The organism is Chitinimonas koreensis (genome assembly GCF_014353015.1).
In the GTDB taxonomy this organism is placed as follows: Bacteria; Pseudomonadota; Gammaproteobacteria; order Burkholderiales; family Chitinimonadaceae; genus Chitinimonas; species Chitinimonas koreensis.
Map to the genome: position 1 here is coordinate 3,666,802 of NZ_CP060704.1, position 15,950 is coordinate 3,682,751.

At 68.3% G+C, this 15,950-nt stretch carries 17 protein-coding genes; 2 read left to right on the forward strand and 15 right to left on the reverse strand.

Translation table 11 applies throughout. The annotated features are described in order from the left end of the window. Positions 1-42: 42 nt before the first annotated feature. The 13 genes from rfaE1 to surE form a co-directional block, all read right to left on the reverse strand. Positions 43-981: a D-glycero-beta-D-manno-heptose-7-phosphate kinase gene (rfaE1, locus tag H9L41_RS15200; RefSeq protein WP_051318639.1), complete on the reverse strand. Its 939-nt coding sequence runs from the start codon at positions 979-981 to the stop codon at positions 43-45. A gap of 92 nt (positions 982-1,073) precedes the next feature. Then, entirely contained in the window at positions 1,074-2,387 is a 1,314-nt protein-coding gene (locus tag H9L41_RS15205; protein WP_028444542.1) for a UDP-glucose dehydrogenase family protein, read from the reverse strand. Between the two features lie 21 nt (positions 2,388-2,408). Next, positions 2,409-3,113 (reverse strand): orotidine-5'-phosphate decarboxylase, encoded by a 705-nt coding sequence (gene pyrF, locus H9L41_RS15210; protein WP_028444543.1) that lies wholly within the window; start codon positions 3,111-3,113, stop codon positions 2,409-2,411. 82 nt (positions 3,114-3,195) lie between these two features. Then, positions 3,196-4,359, reverse strand: a complete 1,164-nt coding sequence (gene lapB, locus H9L41_RS15215) for a lipopolysaccharide assembly protein LapB (protein WP_028444544.1) — start codon at positions 4,357-4,359, stop codon at positions 3,196-3,198. A 30-nt stretch (positions 4,360-4,389) separates the two neighbouring features. Continuing rightward, positions 4,390-4,704: a LapA family protein gene (locus tag H9L41_RS15220; protein WP_028444545.1), complete on the reverse strand. Its 315-nt coding sequence runs from the start codon at positions 4,702-4,704 to the stop codon at positions 4,390-4,392. Positions 4,705-4,921: 217 nt separating this feature from the next. Continuing rightward, entirely contained in the window at positions 4,922-5,209 is a 288-nt protein-coding gene (locus H9L41_RS15225; protein ID WP_028444546.1) for an integration host factor subunit beta, read from the reverse strand. 24 nt (positions 5,210-5,233) lie between these two features. After that, positions 5,234-6,916 carry a 30S ribosomal protein S1 gene (gene rpsA, locus H9L41_RS15230; protein WP_157461854.1) on the reverse strand — a complete coding sequence of 561 codons (1,683 nt, stop codon included), beginning with the start codon at positions 6,914-6,916 and terminating at the stop codon, positions 5,234-5,236. Between the two features lie 153 nt (positions 6,917-7,069). Then, positions 7,070-7,744, reverse strand: coding sequence for a (d)CMP kinase (gene cmk, locus H9L41_RS15235; protein ID WP_028444548.1), 675 nt, complete (start codon positions 7,742-7,744; stop codon positions 7,070-7,072). A 242-nt stretch (positions 7,745-7,986) separates the two neighbouring features. Then, positions 7,987-9,369, reverse strand: coding sequence for a cysteine--tRNA ligase (gene cysS, locus H9L41_RS15240; protein ID WP_028444549.1), 1,383 nt, complete (start codon positions 9,367-9,369; stop codon positions 7,987-7,989). A gap of 400 nt (positions 9,370-9,769) precedes the next feature. Then, positions 9,770-10,732 carry an RNA polymerase sigma factor RpoS gene (gene rpoS / locus H9L41_RS15245; protein ID WP_211236794.1) on the reverse strand — a complete coding sequence of 321 codons (963 nt, stop codon included), beginning with the start codon at positions 10,730-10,732 and terminating at the stop codon, positions 9,770-9,772. 14 nt (positions 10,733-10,746) lie between these two features. After that, complete coding sequence (locus H9L41_RS15250; protein WP_028444551.1) at positions 10,747-11,826, reverse strand: peptidoglycan DD-metalloendopeptidase family protein; 1,080 nt, start codon at positions 11,824-11,826, stop codon at positions 10,747-10,749. An 80-nt stretch (positions 11,827-11,906) separates the two neighbouring features. Further along, positions 11,907-12,563 carry a protein-L-isoaspartate(D-aspartate) O-methyltransferase gene (locus H9L41_RS15255; protein ID WP_028444552.1) on the reverse strand — a complete coding sequence of 219 codons (657 nt, stop codon included), beginning with the start codon at positions 12,561-12,563 and terminating at the stop codon, positions 11,907-11,909. Further along, complete coding sequence (surE, locus tag H9L41_RS15260) at positions 12,560-13,303, reverse strand: 5'/3'-nucleotidase SurE (RefSeq protein ID WP_028444553.1); 744 nt, start codon at positions 13,301-13,303, stop codon at positions 12,560-12,562. The genes H9L41_RS15255 and surE overlap by 4 nt, the downstream gene beginning before the upstream one ends. A 442-nt stretch (positions 13,304-13,745) precedes the next feature. On the opposite strand from surE, the gene H9L41_RS15265 reads away from it, so the two are divergent. Next, positions 13,746-14,111 carry an outer membrane lipoprotein gene (locus H9L41_RS15265; RefSeq protein ID WP_187523446.1) on the forward strand — a complete coding sequence of 122 codons (366 nt, stop codon included), beginning with the start codon at positions 13,746-13,748 and terminating at the stop codon, positions 14,109-14,111. A 130-nt stretch (positions 14,112-14,241) separates the two neighbouring features. Here H9L41_RS15265 and H9L41_RS15270 read toward each other — a convergent pair whose 3' ends face one another. Then, positions 14,242-14,772, reverse strand: a complete 531-nt coding sequence (locus H9L41_RS15270) for a Spy/CpxP family protein refolding chaperone (protein WP_028444554.1) — start codon at positions 14,770-14,772, stop codon at positions 14,242-14,244. A 290-nt stretch (positions 14,773-15,062) separates the two neighbouring features. On the opposite strand from H9L41_RS15270, the gene H9L41_RS15275 reads away from it, so the two are divergent. Continuing rightward, a complete protein-coding gene (locus H9L41_RS15275; RefSeq protein ID WP_028444555.1) occupies positions 15,063-15,401 on the forward strand; it encodes a hypothetical protein in 339 nt (112 codons plus the stop codon). A 98-nt stretch (positions 15,402-15,499) separates the two neighbouring features. Here H9L41_RS15275 and H9L41_RS15280 read toward each other — a convergent pair whose 3' ends face one another. Then, entirely contained in the window at positions 15,500-15,901 is a 402-nt protein-coding gene (locus tag H9L41_RS15280) for a hypothetical protein (protein ID WP_028444556.1), read from the reverse strand. Between the last annotated feature and the right edge of the window lie 49 nt (positions 15,902-15,950).

A 15,950-nucleotide genomic window follows, 5' to 3' on the forward strand; every position in this document is an offset into this window, starting at 1 on the left:
GGAGTCGGGAGAAGCGGCGCCGCGATCGGGGCGCCGCGAAGATCAGGCGTCGAACAGCTCCTCGGCCGTCGCCACCGCGGTGCCGAGCTTGCCGACCACGATGCCGGCGGCGCGGTTCGACCATTCCATCGCCTGCGCCAGCGGCAGGCCGGCGCCGAGCATGGCCGCCAGCGTGGCGATCACGGTGTCGCCGGCACCGGAGACGTCGTAGACCTCGCGCGCCACGGTCGGCACGTGATGGGCGCCGCCGGCCTCGTACAGGCTCATGCCCTCCTCCGAGCGCGTCACCAGCAGCGCGTCGAGCGCCAGGTCGGCGCGCAACGCCTGGGCACGCGCCTCGAGGTCGGCGTCGTCGCGCCACTTGCCGGTCACCTGGCGCAATTCGGAACGGTTCGGCGTCAGCAGCGTGGCGCCGCGGTAGCGGCTGTAGTCGTCGCCCTTGGGGTCGATCAGCACCGGCTTGCCGGCCGCCCGGGCCGCTTCGATCATGGTGGTGACGTGGGTCAGGCCGCCCTTGCCGTAGTCCGACAGGATCACCACGTCGTGCTCGGCCAGCGCGGCCAGGTAGGCGTCGAGCGTGGCGGCCAGCACTTCGTGGCTCGGGCTGTATTCGAAGTCGAGCCGGATCAGCTGCTGCTGGCGCGCCACCACCCGCACCTTGACGGTGGTGGTGATGCTGGCGTCGCGGAACAGCGAGGCGGCCACGCCATGCTCGACCACCAGACGCTCGAGCGCCGCGCCCGGCTCGTCGGCGCCGACCACCGACAAGAGCGTGGCGCGGCCGCCGATCGCGGCGATGTTGCGCGCCACGTTGGCGGCGCCGCCGGCGCGCTCCTCGGTGCGCCGGACCAGCGCGACCGGCACCGGCGCCTCGGGCGAGATGCGCTCGACGTCGCCGAACCAGTAGCGGTCCAGCATCACGTCGCCGGCGACCAGGACGCGGGTTCGGGCCAGGGACTGGCGGAGGGAATCGTGCTTCATTGCGGGGTCTTTCTAACGATCGGCGGGGCCGGTACCGACCGGCCGCCGCGGCATTCGGTTCCTGCCGGCGCCGGCCGGCAGGACGGGTGGGATCACCGGCCTATGGCGTCGTAGACGAAGCCCAGCTCGCGCATCAGCTTCGGGTCGTACAGATTGCGGCCGTCGACGATCAGCGGCTGCTTGAGCGCCTGCTTGATCGCCTCGAAATCGGGGCTGCGGAATTCCTTCCACTCGGTCGCGATCAGCAGCGCGTCGGCGCCGGCCAGCGCCGCCATCGGGCTGTCCGCGCAACGGATGCGGCCGCCGAGCAGGCGGCCGGCCTCGTGCGCCGCCACCGGGTCGTAGGCGGTGACGGTGGCGCCGCGCGCCAGGAGGCCCTCGATCACGGTCAGGCTCGGCGCCTCGCGCATGTCGTCGGTATTGGGCTTGAAGGCCAGGCCCCACAGCGCGAAATGGCGGCCGCTCAGATCGCCGCCGAGGTGCTTCACGACCTTGGCGACCAGCCGCTGCTTCTGCGCCGCGTTGGCGGCCTCGACCGCGCCGAGCACCTGCAATTCGACGCCGTGCTCGCTGCCGGTGCGGCGCAGCGCCTGCACGTCCTTGGGGAAGCAGGAACCGCCGTAGCCCAGGCCCGGGTAGAGGAAGTGGTAGCCGATGCGCGGGTCCGAGCCCATGCCGCGGCGCACCAGCTCGATGTCGGCGCCGAGCACTTCGGCCAGGTTGGCCAGCTCGTTCATGAAGGAGATGCGGGTGGCCAGCATCGCGTTGGCGGCGTACTTGGTCAGCTCGGCCGAGCGCACGTCCATCACCAGGAGGCGGTCGTGGTTGCGCTGGAACGGCTGGTACAGCGCGCGCAGCAGCTCGGTGGCGCGCTCGTCGTCGCTGCCGACCACGATGCGGTCCGGCCGCATGAAGTCCTCGACCGCGGCGCCTTCCTTGAGGAATTCGGGGTTGGACACCACCGAGAACGGCACCTCGGCGCCGCGCGCCGCCAGTTCCTCGGCGATCGCCGCGCGCACGCGGTCGGCGGTGCCGACCGGCACGGTCGACTTGTCGATCACCACCTTGTATTCGGTCATGCGGCGGCCGATGTTGCGCGCCGCCGCCACCACGTACTGCAGGTCGGCCGAGCCGTCCTCGCCGGGCGGCGTGCCGACCGCGATCACCTGCAGCGTGCCGAAGGCCACGGCCTCGTCGATGTCGGTGGTGAAGCGCAGGCGGCCGGCAGCGGCGTTGCGGCGCACCATCTCCTGCAGGCCCGGCTCGTAGATCGGGATGCCGCCCTCGCGCAGCGTGGCGATCTTGGCCGGATCCAGGTCGAGGCAGAGCACGTCGTTGCCGACCTCGGCCAGGCAGGTGCCGGTGACGAGGCCGACGTAGCCGGTGCCGACGATGGTGAGCTTCATGGGATGTTCCTGTTGCGTTGGTCAGGCGGCGGCCAGGCTGGCGCGGATCGATTCCAGCACCGCGAGCGGATCGGCGCTCTGGGTGATCGGCCGGCCGATCACCAGGTAGTCGGCGCCGGCCGCCAGCGCGGCCTCGGGCGTCATGATCCGGCTCTGGTCGCCGGCCGCGCTGCCGGCCGGCCGGATGCCCGGCGTGACCAGCTTGAAATCCTGCCCGCACAGCTTCTTCAGCACCGAGGCCTCCTGCGCCGAGCAGACCACGCCGTCGAGGTCGCAATCGAGCGTCAGCCGCGCCAAGAGCGGCACCAGCACCGCCGGCTCGGGCAGGCCGAGCTCGGCCAGCGCCTCGCCGTCCATGCTGGTCAGCACCGTCACCGCGATCAGCAGCGGCCGGTGCTGCTGCGCGTCGAGCGCCTCGCGCGCCGCGCTCATCATCTTGCGGCCGCCGAGCGCGTGCACGTTGACCATCCATACGCCGAGCGCGGCGGCCGACTTCACCGCCTGCGCCACGGTATTGGGGATGTCGTGGAATTTGAGGTCGAGGAACACATCGAAGCCGCGCTTCACCAGTTGCTCGACCAGTTGCGGCCCTGCCGCGGTGAACAGCTCCTTGCCGACCTTGAGGCGGCACAGCCCGGGCGTCACCCGGTCGGCGAAGGCCAGGGCCGGGGCGGCTTCGTGGTAGTCGAGGGCGACGAGAATCTTCGGATCGGGATGCGGGCTCATGGTCGGGTTCTCAGCGCGGGTCGGTCGGAGGGTGGAAGGCGGCCGGTGCTGCGAGGCCGGCCGCTGCGGCGGGCGTCGGCACTCAGGCCTTGGCCTGGCCGCGCGCCGGCAGGAAGCTTTCCCACTCGTTGCAGGCCGGGCAATGCCAGAAATACTGGCGCGCCTTGAAACCGCAGGCGGCGCAGTGGTACATGCTGAGCCCGCGCGTGGCTTCCTGGGTCAGGCGCAGCATGGTGTCGGTCTCGGCCCGCCGCTCGGGCGGCGCGTCGGCGGCCTGGGCGGCCAGCAGCTTGACCAGGCCGGCCTGGGTCGGATTGCGGCGCAGCTCCTCGCGCAGCCAGCCGTAGGCCGCTTCGGCGCCCTCGGTCGCGGCGATGCGTTCGTACACCACGTCGAGCATGTCGAGCTCGGGATAGGTCGACAGGAAGCCGCGCAACAGCGCGGTGCCCTCCTCGGCCCGGCCCTGGCGGTCGTAGGCGTCGAGCAGCTTGCGCGCGGCGAACGGCAGGAAGCGGTGATCCTGCGACTCGATCCGCAACCAGGCCTCGATCGCGGCCTCGTACTGGCCTTCGCCGGCGGCGAGGTCGCCCAGGATCAGGTTGGCGCGCACGCACTTGCGGTGCTCGGCCAGCGCCTGCTGCAGGTACTGGCGCGCCTCGGCCGGCTGCGAGCGGGTGATCGCGGCGGTGGCCAGCTCGCAATAGAACTCGGCGATCTCGTGCTGGTAGGTATGGCTGGTGTCGCGCAGCTGCTGGGCCGCTTCGATCGCCTTGTGCCATTCCTTTTCCTGCTGGTAGATGCCGAGCAGGTGGCGGCGCGCGGCGCGGCTCAGGTCGGTCTCGCCGAGCTGGCCGAACAGCTCCTCGGCGCGGTCGAACAGGCCGGCCTTCATGAAGTCGAGCGCCAGCTCGTACTGTGCGTTGTGCTTCTCGTGCTGCTTGAGCTCGGGCCGGCCCAGCAGCTTCTGGTGCATGCGGATCGCGCGCTCGATCTCGCCCTTGCGGCGGAACAGGTGGCCGAGCGCGAACTGTAGCTCGATCGATTCGCTATGGTTGCGGGCCAGGTCGACGAACACCTCGACCGCCTTGTCGGTCCGGTCGTTGAGCAGGTGGTTCAGGCCCTCGAAATACTGGCGCGGCAACAACCGCGAATCGGCGAGCACGTGCTTGATGTCGACGCGCGCGGCCAGCCAGCCGAGGCCGAACACGGCCGGAAACAGGATCAGCCACCAGGCTTCGAATTCCACTTGGGTCCCTTCTGTCGGAGGCGATCGGGGTCAGAGTACCGCGTCGAGCGGCGCGGCCGGCTCGACCCGGTCGGGCAGCACTTCGTCGAGCGGCGCGCTGCCGTCCTTGCGCCGCTGCCGCCGCAATTCCTGCAGCTCGCGCCGCATGCGCGTGTAGGGCAGCACCATGGCCAGCGCGCCGGCCGCCACGCCGAGGGCGAAGGCAGCGAGCACCACCACGATCAGCGGCATTTCCCAGCGCGATGCCCACAGGCCGTGCAGCGTCACCGGATCGGTGTTCTTGATGGCGAAGGCGAACAGCAGCAGGAACAGCACGATCCTGACGAACCAGGCGAGATAGCGCACGGCGGCATCCTCGGAGATGAACGGTGCGCATTTTACCCGAGGGGCCGGCAAAGCAATAAATCAGCGCTGCTGATATTCAATCGGCACAGCCGATGGAATTGGCGGAACCTACCGATCGGCCCGGTGCGCCGAGGCGATCCGCAAAAGATCCGCAAAAGAAAACGCGACGCCCGAAGACGTCGCGTTCCCTATCGGCGGTGGTGCGCTGCGGCCGGCCTTACATCTCGCGGCCGTCCACGCGCTCCCGCAACTCCTTGCCTGCCTTGAAGTGGGGCACGTACTTCTCCGGCACCGCAACCTTGGTGCCGGACTTGGGATTGCGCCCCGTCCGCGGCGGACGGTAGTTCAAGTCGAAGCTGCCGAAACCCCGAATCTCGATCCGCTGGCCACTGGCGAGACTGGTCGCCATCGCGTCGAGGATCGTCTTCACGGCCAACTCGGCGTCCTTCGCCACGAGCTGCGGGTACCGCTCCGCAAGCTTGGCGATCAGCTCGGACTTGGTCATGGGGCTTCCTGAAGACATCATGGCTTACTCGGACTGGTTGCCCGACAGCTTGGCCTTCAGCAGCGCACCCAGGCTGGTCGTACCGGCATTGCCGGCCGATTCGGCGCTGAGCTTGGTCATGGCGCTCGACTCGTCCGACATGTCCTTGGCCTTGATCGACAGGTTGATCGAACGGTTCTTGCGATCGATGTTGATGATCATGGCCTCGACCTGGTCGCCTTCCTTCAGCACCGAACCGATGTTCTCGACGCGGTCGCGCGAGACTTCGGTGGCACGCAGGTAGCCTTCGACTTCTTCGGTCAGCGCGATCACGGCGCCCTTGGCGTCGAGCGACTTGACGGTGCCCTTGACCACGGAACCCTTGTCGTTGGTCGACACGAAGTTGTTGAACGGATCGCCTTCGAGCTGCTTGATGCCCATCGAGATGCGCTCGCGCTCGACGTCGATCGACAGCACCAGGGCCTCGACTTCGTCGCCCTTCTTGTAGTTGCGCACGGCTTCTTCGCCCGGCAGGTTCCACGACAGGTCCGACAGGTGGACCAGGCCGTCGATGCCGCCCGGCAGGCCGATGAACACGCCGAAGTCGGTGATCGACTTGATGGCGCCGCGGATCTTGTCGCCCTTCTTGAAGGTCGCCTGGAAATCGTCCCACGGGTTGGCCATGCACTGCTTCATGCCGAGGCTGATGCGGCGGCGGTCTTCGTCGATCTCGAGGATCATCACTTCGACTTCGTCGCCGAGCTGGACGACCTTGGTCGGGTGGATGTTCTTGTTGGTCCAGTCCATTTCCGACACGTGCACCAGGCCTTCGATGCCTTGCTCGATCTCGACGAACGCGCCGTAGTCGGTGATGTTGGTGACCTTGCCGAACAGGCGGGTGCCTTGCGGGTAGCGGCGGCCCAGGCCCACCCACGGATCTTCGCCGAGCTGCTTGAGGCCGAGCGAGACGCGGTTCTTCTCTTGATCGAACTTGAGCACCTTGGCGGTGACTTCGTCACCGACGGTGAGCACTTCGCTCGGGTGCTTGACGCGGCGCCAGGCCAGGTCGGTGATGTGCAGCAGGCCATCGATGCCGCCGAGGTCGACGAACGCACCGTAGTCGGTGATGTTCTTGACGATACCCTTGACCACGGCACCTTCTTGCAGCGTGGACAGCAGCTTTTCGCGCTCTTCGCCCATGGTCTCTTCGAGCACGGCGCGGCGCGACACGACGACGTTGTTGCGCTTGCGGTCGAGCTTGATGACCTTGAACTCGATGTTCTTGCCTTCGAACGGCGTGGTGTCCTTGATCGGACGGATGTCGACCAGCGAACCCGGCAGGAAGGCGCGGATGCCGTTGATCATCACCGTCAGGCCGCCCTTGACCTTGCCCGAGATCAGGCCGGTCTTGATGGTGCCCTTTTCCAGCGCGTCTTCGAGGTCGATCCAGGCGGCGAGGCGCTTGGCCTTTTCGCGCGACAGCTTGGTTTCGCCGAAACCGTTCTCGATGCTGTCGATGGCGACCTGGACGAAGTCGCCGACCTTGACGTCGATCACGCCCTGGTCGTTCTTGAATTCGTTGATGTCGATCAGCGACTCGGACTTCAGGCCGGCGTTGATGACGACAAACTTGTCTTCGACCGCGACGACCTCGGCGGTGATCACTTCACCGGTGCGCATTTCCTGGCGCGAGAGGCTCTCTTCGAAGAGGGCGGCGAAACTTTCCATCATGGGGGAAACAGCGGTAGTCATGTCGGATATTCCAGATATTCACCCACGATGCTGCCTGTGGGGGTTCGTTGAAAAATGCCCTGGCCGCGTTGCGCGGCCAGGACGCTGGGCCTGCCTCCCGATCTGGCGACGGGAGACCGGCTCGCCCGATCAGCGCGGCAGCAGTTGCCGCCACCAGTCGAGCACGGTCCGGACCGCTTGCTCGACCGTCAATTCGGTCGTGTCGAGCAGCTGGGCATCCGGTAGTTGCTGGAGCGGAGCCACGCTGCGCGCACGGTCGCGCGCGTCGCGTTGCTCGATGTCCTGCAAAATCTGCTGGATTTTAACGGCTTCCCCTTTTGCAATCAACTGCTTATAGCGTCGATCGGCGCGCACCTGGGCGCTGGCGGTCAGAAACACCTTGAGCGACGCGGTCGGGAAAACCACCGAGCCCATGTCGCGGCCATCGGCCACCAGGCCGGGCGGGCGGCCGAAATCGCGCTGGCGCTGCAGCAGCGCGGCGCGCACCGAGGGCAGCACGGCGACGCGCGAGGCGCCCTCGCCGACCGCTTCGGCACGGATGTCCTCGGTCGCATCGTCGCCGTCGAGCAGGATCGCGCCTTCGAGAAAGGCCGCGTCGAGCGTGGCCGCCACCGCCGCCACCGCCGCCTCGTCGTCGAGCGATACGCCGCGCCGCGTCGCCGCCAGCGCGGTGAGCCGGTAGATCGCGCCGGAATCGAGGTAGTGCCAGCCGAGCTTGGCCGCCACGCGGGCGGCGACGGTCCCCTTGCCCGAAGCGGAAGGGCCGTCGATGGCGATCACGGGAATATGGGGATGCGTATCCATCGAAAGGCTCCGGGGCGACGGCGACCTGTGCCTGACGAGGTCGCGGGTTGATTCGAAACGGGCGCGATTCTGCCGCGCAGGGGCGCGCTTGTCGACCTGCCGCCGCCCGCCCCCTGGCGACGACACCGCCGCATAACTCGATGGGCCGGCTCATCGCCGCCGGGTTCCGGCCATTCGGCGGCACGCGCGGCGAATGAAAAAGGCAGCCTGCAGGCTGCCTTCCCCACGACTGGCCCGGCGGCCTATTCGCGCCGCCAGGTCGTCCCCTGCGGACCATCTTCGAGCACCACGCCATGGTCGGCCAGCTCCTTGCGGATGCGGTCCGATTCGGCGAAGTCGCGCGCCTTGCGCGCCTCGGTACGCGCCACGATCAGCGCCTCGATGCGCTCGGCCGAATACTCGCCCTCGCCGCCGGCGCTGGGACCGGCCTGCAGGTACTCGACCGGATCGCGCTGCAGCAGGCCGAGGATGCCGGCCAGGCCCTTGAGCTGGCCGGCCAGCTCGGCCGAGCCGCTGCGGTTCACCTCGGCCGCCAGTTCGAACAGCACGGCGACCGCCTCGGGCGTGTTGAAGTCGTCGTCCATCGCCGCCTTGAAACGGCGGCCGTGCGGGCTGTCCCAGTCGACCGCCGCCCGGCCGGCCGGCGGCGTGTGGCGCAGCGCGGTATAGAGCCGGTCGAGCGCGTGCTTGGCATCGCGCAGCAGCTCTTCCGAATAGTTGAGCGGGCTGCGGTAGTGGGCGCGCACGATCAGGAAGCGCACCGCCTCGCCGTCGAACTGGCGCAGCACGTCGCGGATGGTGAAGAAGTTGCCCAGCGACTTGGACATCTTCTCGCCGGCGAACTGCAGGAAGCCGTTGTGCAGCCAATAGTTGACGTAGGTGTGGTCGTGGCAGCCCTCGCTCTGGGCGATCTCGTTCTCGTGGTGCGGGAACTGCAAATCCTCGCCGCCGCCGTGGATGTCGAAGTGGCTGCCCAGGTGGTGCTCGGACATGACCGAGCACTCGATGTGCCAGCCCGGCCGGCCCGGCCCCCAGGGCGAATCCCAGTGCGGCTCGCCGGGCTTGGCGGCCTTCCACAGCACGAAGTCGAGCGGATCGCGCTTGTGCGGATCGACCTCGACGCGCTGGCCGGCCTGCAGGTCGTCGAGCGACTTGCCCGACAGCTTGCCGTAGCCGGGAAACTCGCGCACCGCGTAGTAGACGTCGCCGTTGGCGGCGGCATAGGCGCGGCCCTTGGCGATCAGCCGCTCGGTCATCTCGATCATGCCGGCCACGTGCTCGGTCGCGCGCGGCTCGTGGGTCGGCGGCAGCAGGTTGAGCGCGGCGAGATCGAGGTGCATGTCGGCGACGGTCTGCTCGACCAATTGTTCGGGCGTGATCCCGCGCTCGAGGGCGCGCTTGATGATCTTGTCCTCGATGTCGGTGATGTTGCGCACGTAGTTGACCGCGTAGCCCGAGGCATGCAGCCAGCGGTAGACGATGTCGAACGCACCCAGCATGCGCGCATGGCCGATGTGACAGAGGTCGTACACCGTCATGCCGCAAACGTACATGCGCACCCGGCCGGGTTCGATGGGCGTAAAGACCTGCTTTTCGCGGGCCAGCGTGTTGTAGACGGTGAGCATCAAGCGACTCCGTGGGGGAAAACATTTCGGGACCGGCGATTCTAGCAAAACCGCCTTGCCGCAAGCCGGCGGCGTAACGGTCGAGCGTGCGTCGCGGCAACGCTCAAACAAATGTCATATTCGGAATTTCTAATTTATACTGCGGGCAGAGCCGAGCTCGGCCGTATCCCGGCGGCAGACCGAACGTCACGGGCCATGGAGATCCGCACGATGAAACCGAGGCAGCAGCCCGCGACCGCCGAAGGCATGCGCGCATGAAGCGGCCCGTTTTCGTCCCTCGCCCGGCGGCGGCCCGGCACGGCCGGCCGGCGAGCCGCCATGGAAAGGCCGCGCGATCGCGCGGCCTTCATTGCCCCGGATTCCGGGGCCGGCGTGCGGCATCGGCGCCGCGTACGGATGCTCAGCCGAGCAGCACGTCGCGCGATACGCCCTGGCGCCGCAACAGCCGGCGCAGGCTTTCCAGCGCTTCGATCTGGATCTGGCGAACCCGTTCGCGCGTGAGCTGCAGGTGCGCGGCCAAGTCCTCGAGCGTACAGATGTCGTAGCCGTTGAGACCGTAGCGGCGCTCGATCACCATGCGCTGCTTGTCGTTGAGCTGCTTGAGCCAGTCGCGCACGTAGCGCTGGATCTCGGCGTTCTGCAGGATCATCTCCGGGCCGTCGTGCTGCTCGTCGGGGATCGACTCGCCGATCGACAGCATCGGGTCGATGTCGAGCGGAGCGTCGAGCGAGGCCATGCGCTCGTTGAGGTTCATGACCCGGCGCACTTCCTCGACCGGCTTGTCGACCTGGTAGGCGATCTCCTCCATGGTCGGCTCGCGGCCCATCTGCGCCTCGAGATGGCGCTGGGCGCGCAGGTAGACGTTCAGTTCCTTGATCACGTGCACCGGCAGGCGGATCGTGCGCGACTGGTTCATGATCGCGCGCTCGATGCTCTGGCGGATCCACCAGGTGGCATAGGTCGAGAAGCGGAAACCGCGCTCGGGATCGAACTTCTCCAGCGCGTGCATCAGGCCGATGTTGCCTTCCTCGATCAGGTCGAGCAGGGCCATGCCACGGTTGATGTAATGCTTGGCGATGTTCACCACCAGCCGCAGATTGTGCTCGATCATCTTCTGCCGGGCCGCGAAATCGCCCTGCACCACGCGCCGCGCCAGGCTGCGCTCTTCGTCCGGCGTCAGCAGCGGGTTATGGCCGATGTCGTTGAGGTAGATCTGCGTGACGTCGCCGGTCGATTCGAGCGGGTAGTGGCCTGCCTCGGCTTCCGGCTGCGCCTCTGACTCGCCTTCGCCTTCGGCCTCGGAGGACTCCTCGTCCTCGTCCAGCAGCTCCTCGTCCAGCATATCCTCTTCGATCGTGTCCATGGATTGGTTCATGATCAGCCCGCCGTTAGATATTTGGATGGATCGACCGGCTTGCCAAAGCGCCGGATTTCGAAGTGCAGCTTGACCTGCTCTGCGTCGCTATTCCCCATTTCGGCAATTTTGTCTCCCTTCTTCACGTTGTCCCCTTCTTTGACCAACAACTGACTGTTATGCGCATATGCCGAGAGATAGGTCTTGTTGTGCTTGATGATGACCAGCTTGCCATAGCCGCGTAAGCCGCCGCCCGCGTACACCACGCGGCCGGCACCTGCGGCCAGCACCGGTTGGCCGGTCTTGCCACCGATGTCGATGCCCTTGCCCATGTCGGAGAACGGGGTGATCACCTTGCCGACCGCCGGCCAGCCCCAGGCGATCTCTTCCTCGGCCGTGGTCGCGGCCGCGGGCTTGGGATCGGCCGCGGGCTTGGAGTCGACCGGCTTGGCTTCGGGCTTGGTGTCCGTCTTCGCTTCGGATTTGCCTTCGGCCTTGGCCTCGGGCCTGGATTCGGTCCTGGCCTGCGCGGCCGGCTGCAGCGGGCCTTCGGCCTGGCGCGCCACGGTGGCGGCATCGCTGCTGTAGGAGAGTTTGAGTGCCTTGGGATAGCCGACGGTCGCCACTGCGGCCGGCGAGGCGGCGCTCGTTGCGGTGGTCGGCGCGGCCTCGGGCTTGGCCGGGCCCGCGGCCGGCGCATCGCCTTCGGGCCTGAGCGGCTTGACGACCACGCCCGAGGGTTCGGCCGAGGCCACGGCCTCGGCGGCAACGGCGGCGCTGCCCGGCTCGGTGAGCTGCAGCACCTGGCCGATCTTGATCAGGTTCGGGTCGGGCAGCTGATTCCAGGCCGCGACCTCGCGGTAGTCGAGGCCGTTGTCGAGCGCGATGCTGTAAAGGGTGTCGCCGGCCTTGACGGTATAGGACTTGCCGCGCGCATCGGCCGGCATGGACTTGGCGACGCCGGACGGCGTCGCGGGCTTGGCGGCCGGGACGGCGCCAGGGCGCGTGCGGTCGACCACGGGAGCGGGGGAACGGGCCGGCCCGGTCGCGCAGGCGACCAACATCAGGGTGGACAAAAGACCGGCGGTACGGCGGACGTTCAACTCGTTACTCCCTCGATTTGGAATGGTCTGTAGCGAGTGGCACGGAAAAGTACCGCACCACGATGACAGTTTTGCTGATGTTAGGCAAGGCCCGGCAGCATGGGCACGAAACGCACTTTTTCGAGTTTCGACTCGACGTAGGAATCTTCAGTACGTTCGATTATTCGCAACTCTTGTTCGGTGTTTCCGATCGGGAACACCATGCGTCCGCCGACCGCCAATTGCTGCAGCAAGGCGTCCGGCACGTAGGTCGGCGCGGCGGCCATCACGATGGCGTCGAACGGCGCCGCCTCGGCGATGCCGATGAAGCCGTCGCCGTGGCGCAGCCGGGTGTTGGTGAGACGCAACTCGCGCAGCCGGGTACGGGCGCGGTCGAGCAGCTGAGCGATGCGTTCGACCGAATAGACGGTCTTGAACAGTTGCGCCAGCACCACGGTCTGGTAGCCGCAGCCGGTGCCGACCTCGAGCACCTTGTCGCGGCGGGCGGCGCCGACCGCCAGCTCGACCATGCGGGCGACGATATAAGGCTGCGAGATGGTCTGGCCGAGGCCGATCGGCAGCGAGACGTCGTCGTAGGCACGGTGCGACAGCGCCTCGTCGATGAAGATGTGGCGCGGCGTATTGCCCATCACGCCGAGCACCTCCTCGTTGCGGATGCCCTGCTGGCGCAGGCGCTCGACCATGCGCGTGCGGGTGCGCGCCGAAGTCATGCCGATGCCGGCGAAGTCGTGCTTCATGCTTGCAACCAGGAGGAGATGAAATCGAGCTGCTTGTAGGCCGTCAGGTCGATCTGCAGCGGCGTCACCGAGACGTAGCCCTCGGAGACCGCCCAGAAATCGGTGTCCTCGGCCGCATCCTGCGCCTGGCCGACCGGGCCGACCCACCAGATGGTCTCGCCGCGCGGATTCTGCGCGCGGATCACCGGTTCGGCCTTGTGGCGCCGGCCCAGCCGGGTCGTGCGCCAGCCGCGCAATTCCTCGTAGGGCAGATCGGGCACGTTGACGTTGAGCAGCACCGCGCCGCGGAACGGCTCGCGGCGGTGGCGCTCGGCCAGTTCGGCGGCGACCCGCGCGGCGGTGTCGAAATGGCGGCCGCCGCGGCGGGCCAGCGAGACCGCGATGGCGGGCAGGCCGAGCAGGTAGGCCTCGGTCGCGGCGGCGACCGTACCGGAATAGATGGTGTCGTCGCCCATGTTGGCGCCGTCGTTGATGCCCGACAGGACCAGGTCGGGCCGGCCTTCGAGCAGCCCGGTGACGGCCAGGTGCACGCAGTCGGTCGGCGTGCCGTTGACGTAGTGGTAGCCGCTCGGCGCGCGCCGCAGGCTCAGCGGCCGGTCGAGCGTGAGCGAATTGGACGCGCCGCTGCGATCGCGCTCCGGGGCGACCACGGTGACCTCGCCCAGCGCGGCCATCGCCTCGGCCAGCGCAGCCAGGCCCGGGGCGAAATAGCCGTCGTCGTTGCTCAACAGGAACTTCATGCGTCTCCCTTGCGCGGCTTGCCAGCCCGGCATCCGCGATGCCGCCGGCCCCCGTGGGCCACCTCGGCATCGATAGCCGAGCAGCGCTGCGCCGCGTCAGAGGCGGCATTTTAGCGTTGCGCCAGCGGCGGCGGAAAGCTGCCGCTTCCGGCCACGCCGGCGAGGCCGTCGCCCCGCTCCGCAATTAGTAAGGCTTCCGGGCCGGAATCGGGACGCGGATAATCGCGCCATCGCACGGCCGCCGCTCCCGGCGGCCATCCATCCGCATTCGAGGTCGAACCATGAACACCCCCTGCCCGGCCGGCTGCTGGCCGCCACCGCCGTCGCGCTCGCCACGCTGCTGTCCGGCTGCGCGAGCGACCGCTCCGCCAATGCCTACCTGCCGTCCGAAGCGCTCAACGAGGCGCGCGTACGCAACGGCGAGGTCGAATCGGTACGGCCGGTGAAGATCCGCTCCGACAGCGACCTGGGCAAGATCATCGGCGCCATCGTCGGCGGCGTCGCCGCCAGCGACAACATCGGCCGCGGCGGCGGCTCGGCCGTGGCCGGCGTGCTCGGCGCCACCGTCGGCGGCGCGGTCGGCAATGCGCTGGGCAAGGAGGTCAACGCCAAGGACGGCGTCGAGATCGTGTTGCAGATGGACAACGACGAGACCATCGCCATCGTGCAGGAGGCCGACGTCGAGTTCGTGCCGGGCCAGAAGGTGCGCGTGATCACCCGCGGCCGCGTCAGCCGCGTGGTGCCGATCCCGCAGCCGGAGAAACCGGCCAGGATCGAGCAGGCGGACGAGCACCTCTACGACAAGTGAGCGCCCGGACCCGATGAGCCGGGCCCGGCGGACGGCCGGGCCATCCGGACGAAATGGATGAAAAAAGGGGCCGGTCGATCCGGCCCCGAATCTTTCCTGCTCGAGGAAGGGGAGAGAAGGAAAGCGGGGTTCAGCCCTGGGCCGGCGCGGCGTCCGGCCGGTGGTGTTCGCGGAAGCGCTCGCGCCGTTGCTCGAAGCGGGCCAGCTTCTGCTTGAAGCGCTCGCTGACCAGGCGCTTCTGCTCGACGGTCAGGCTTTCGTAGACGGCCAGCCACTTGTCGCGCACGGCTTCGTGCTGCTTGCGGCCCTGCTCGCGGATCGCCTCGGATTCGCGGCTCAGGCGGGCCAGGTCGACCACGTCCTTCTTCTTTTCGGCGTCGACCAGCGTCTTCATGCGTTCGCGGTTCTGCCGCATCGATTCGCGGGCGGCGCGGCCGGCCGCTTCGGCATCCTGCCACTGGCCCAGCTGCGCGGCGCTGAGCTTGAGCTCGGCCTTGAGCTTGGCCAGACCGGCCAGCCAGCCGGCCTGGCGATCGCCGTGCGGACCATGGCGGAAATGACGCGGCGGCTTGTCGGCGGCCGACGGCGCGGTCTCGGCGTAGGCGGCGACGGTGACGACGGCCAGCGAAGCGGCCAGCAGATGGGTCAAGGTCTTCTTCATGCTTCGGTCTCCGGTTGGATCGCCGCGGGGCGGCGCACGGTTGCCACTGTAGGCGCCAGAGGTAAAAGAACGATTGCCCCTGGCCGGCACGATGTAATGGTGTGTAAAGCCGGTCGCGCGCCGACACGGTTTTTTACAGCCGCACCGCCCTGCCCGGCCTGGGCCGGACCTTTCGACCGCGACCTGGCGACGATCTGCCGCGGCCGGCCTCAAGTTCGGCGCGAACGTTCCGATAAGTGGACTGTGCAGGCGCCATTGCGCGCCGGCCAGGAAACCGAGGAGCCGCCGCCATGCTGGCAAAGATCAAGACCGACGACCGCGCAAGCGCGATACAGGACCGGGTGCAGCAGCACTATGGCCGGGTCGTGCGCGCAGGCGACGAGGCGAGCCGGATTTCGATCGACCAGCCGGGCAGCCGCGCCGCCAACGATGCCTCGGCCCAGCAGTCGTGGCAGCAGGCGCTGACCGCGGCGATGGACCGCTCGACCGCGCTGATGAGCGCCCAGGCCCAGTTGCAGGCGCGCGAAGCCGAGCTGGCCCGCCGCGAGCAGCAGCTGACCCAGCGCGAGCAGGCCAGCCGCTCGGGCAAGGATGCGCTGCTGATCTCGCTGTTGTTTCCGCGCAGCTGAAAATCCGGACGACTTGGTCCGACTGGAATCCAGAAACAGACAAGGCCGGCGCAATGCCGGCCTTGTCGTTTCCAGGTCGATTCCGAACGGCGTCATGCTCAGCGCCGGCTGAACAGCCAGCCTGCCAGCACCATCAGCAAGGCCAGCGGCACCAGCACCGGCGACAGCGCGAACAGCACCGCCCCGATCGCGAAGGCGCCGGCGAGGCCGAGCAGCAGCGCGACGATCAGCACGACCGCCAGCGCCACCGTCAGGCCGACCAGCGCGGCCAGCACGCCGACCGCGATCGCCAGCAGCACCGCCCCCACCGCCGCGACGCCGCCGACCTGGCCGCCGTCGACCACCACCTCGATGCCGCTGTGGCCGAGCCAGCTCAGCGTCAGCGCGACCACGGCGGTCAGCAGCAGGCCCACCGCCAGCAGGCGGATGCCCCTGCCGTGGCGCGTACGGCGCGGCTGGGCGGGCTTGGCGAAATCGAGGGCGGGTTCGGCGTGCGTCATGATTGTTATCCTGGCTGAAGTGAACGGTCCGCCCGGGTCCCGGCCGGGC

What these genes read in the sequence shown, in the direction of transcription:
- rfaE1 (WP_051318639.1), bottom strand. Translation starts at nt 981, where the DNA reads ATGAAGCACGATTCCCTCCGCCAGTCCCTGGCCCGAACCCGCGTCCTG.
- H9L41_RS15205 (WP_028444542.1), bottom strand. Translation starts at nt 2,387, where the DNA reads ATGAAGCTCACCATCGTCGGCACCGGCTACGTCGGCCTCGTCACCGGC.
- pyrF (WP_028444543.1), bottom strand. Translation starts at nt 3,113, where the DNA reads ATGAGCCCGCATCCCGATCCGAAGATTCTCGTCGCCCTCGACTACCAC.
- H9L41_RS15225 (WP_028444546.1), bottom strand. Translation starts at nt 5,209, where the DNA reads ATGACCAAGTCCGAGCTGATCGCCAAGCTTGCGGAGCGGTACCCGCAG.
- rpsA (WP_157461854.1), bottom strand. Translation starts at nt 6,916, where the DNA reads ATGGAAAGTTTCGCCGCCCTCTTCGAAGAGAGCCTCTCGCGCCAGGAA.
- cmk (WP_028444548.1), bottom strand. Translation starts at nt 7,744, where the DNA reads ATGGATACGCATCCCCATATTCCCGTGATCGCCATCGACGGCCCTTCC.
- cysS (WP_028444549.1), bottom strand. Translation starts at nt 9,369, where the DNA reads ATGCTCACCGTCTACAACACGCTGGCCCGCGAAAAGCAGGTCTTTACG.
- rpoS (WP_211236794.1), bottom strand. Translation starts at nt 10,732, where the DNA reads ATGGACACGATCGAAGAGGATATGCTGGACGAGGAGCTGCTGGACGAG.
- H9L41_RS15255 (WP_028444552.1), bottom strand. Translation starts at nt 12,563, where the DNA reads ATGAAGCACGACTTCGCCGGCATCGGCATGACTTCGGCGCGCACCCGC.
- surE (WP_028444553.1), bottom strand. Translation starts at nt 13,303, where the DNA reads ATGAAGTTCCTGTTGAGCAACGACGACGGCTATTTCGCCCCGGGCCTG.
- H9L41_RS15270 (WP_028444554.1), bottom strand. Translation starts at nt 14,772, where the DNA reads ATGAAGAAGACCTTGACCCATCTGCTGGCCGCTTCGCTGGCCGTCGTC.
- H9L41_RS15275 (WP_028444555.1), top strand. Translation starts at nt 15,063, where the DNA reads ATGCTGGCAAAGATCAAGACCGACGACCGCGCAAGCGCGATACAGGAC.
- H9L41_RS15280 (WP_028444556.1), bottom strand. Translation starts at nt 15,901, where the DNA reads ATGACGCACGCCGAACCCGCCCTCGATTTCGCCAAGCCCGCCCAGCCG.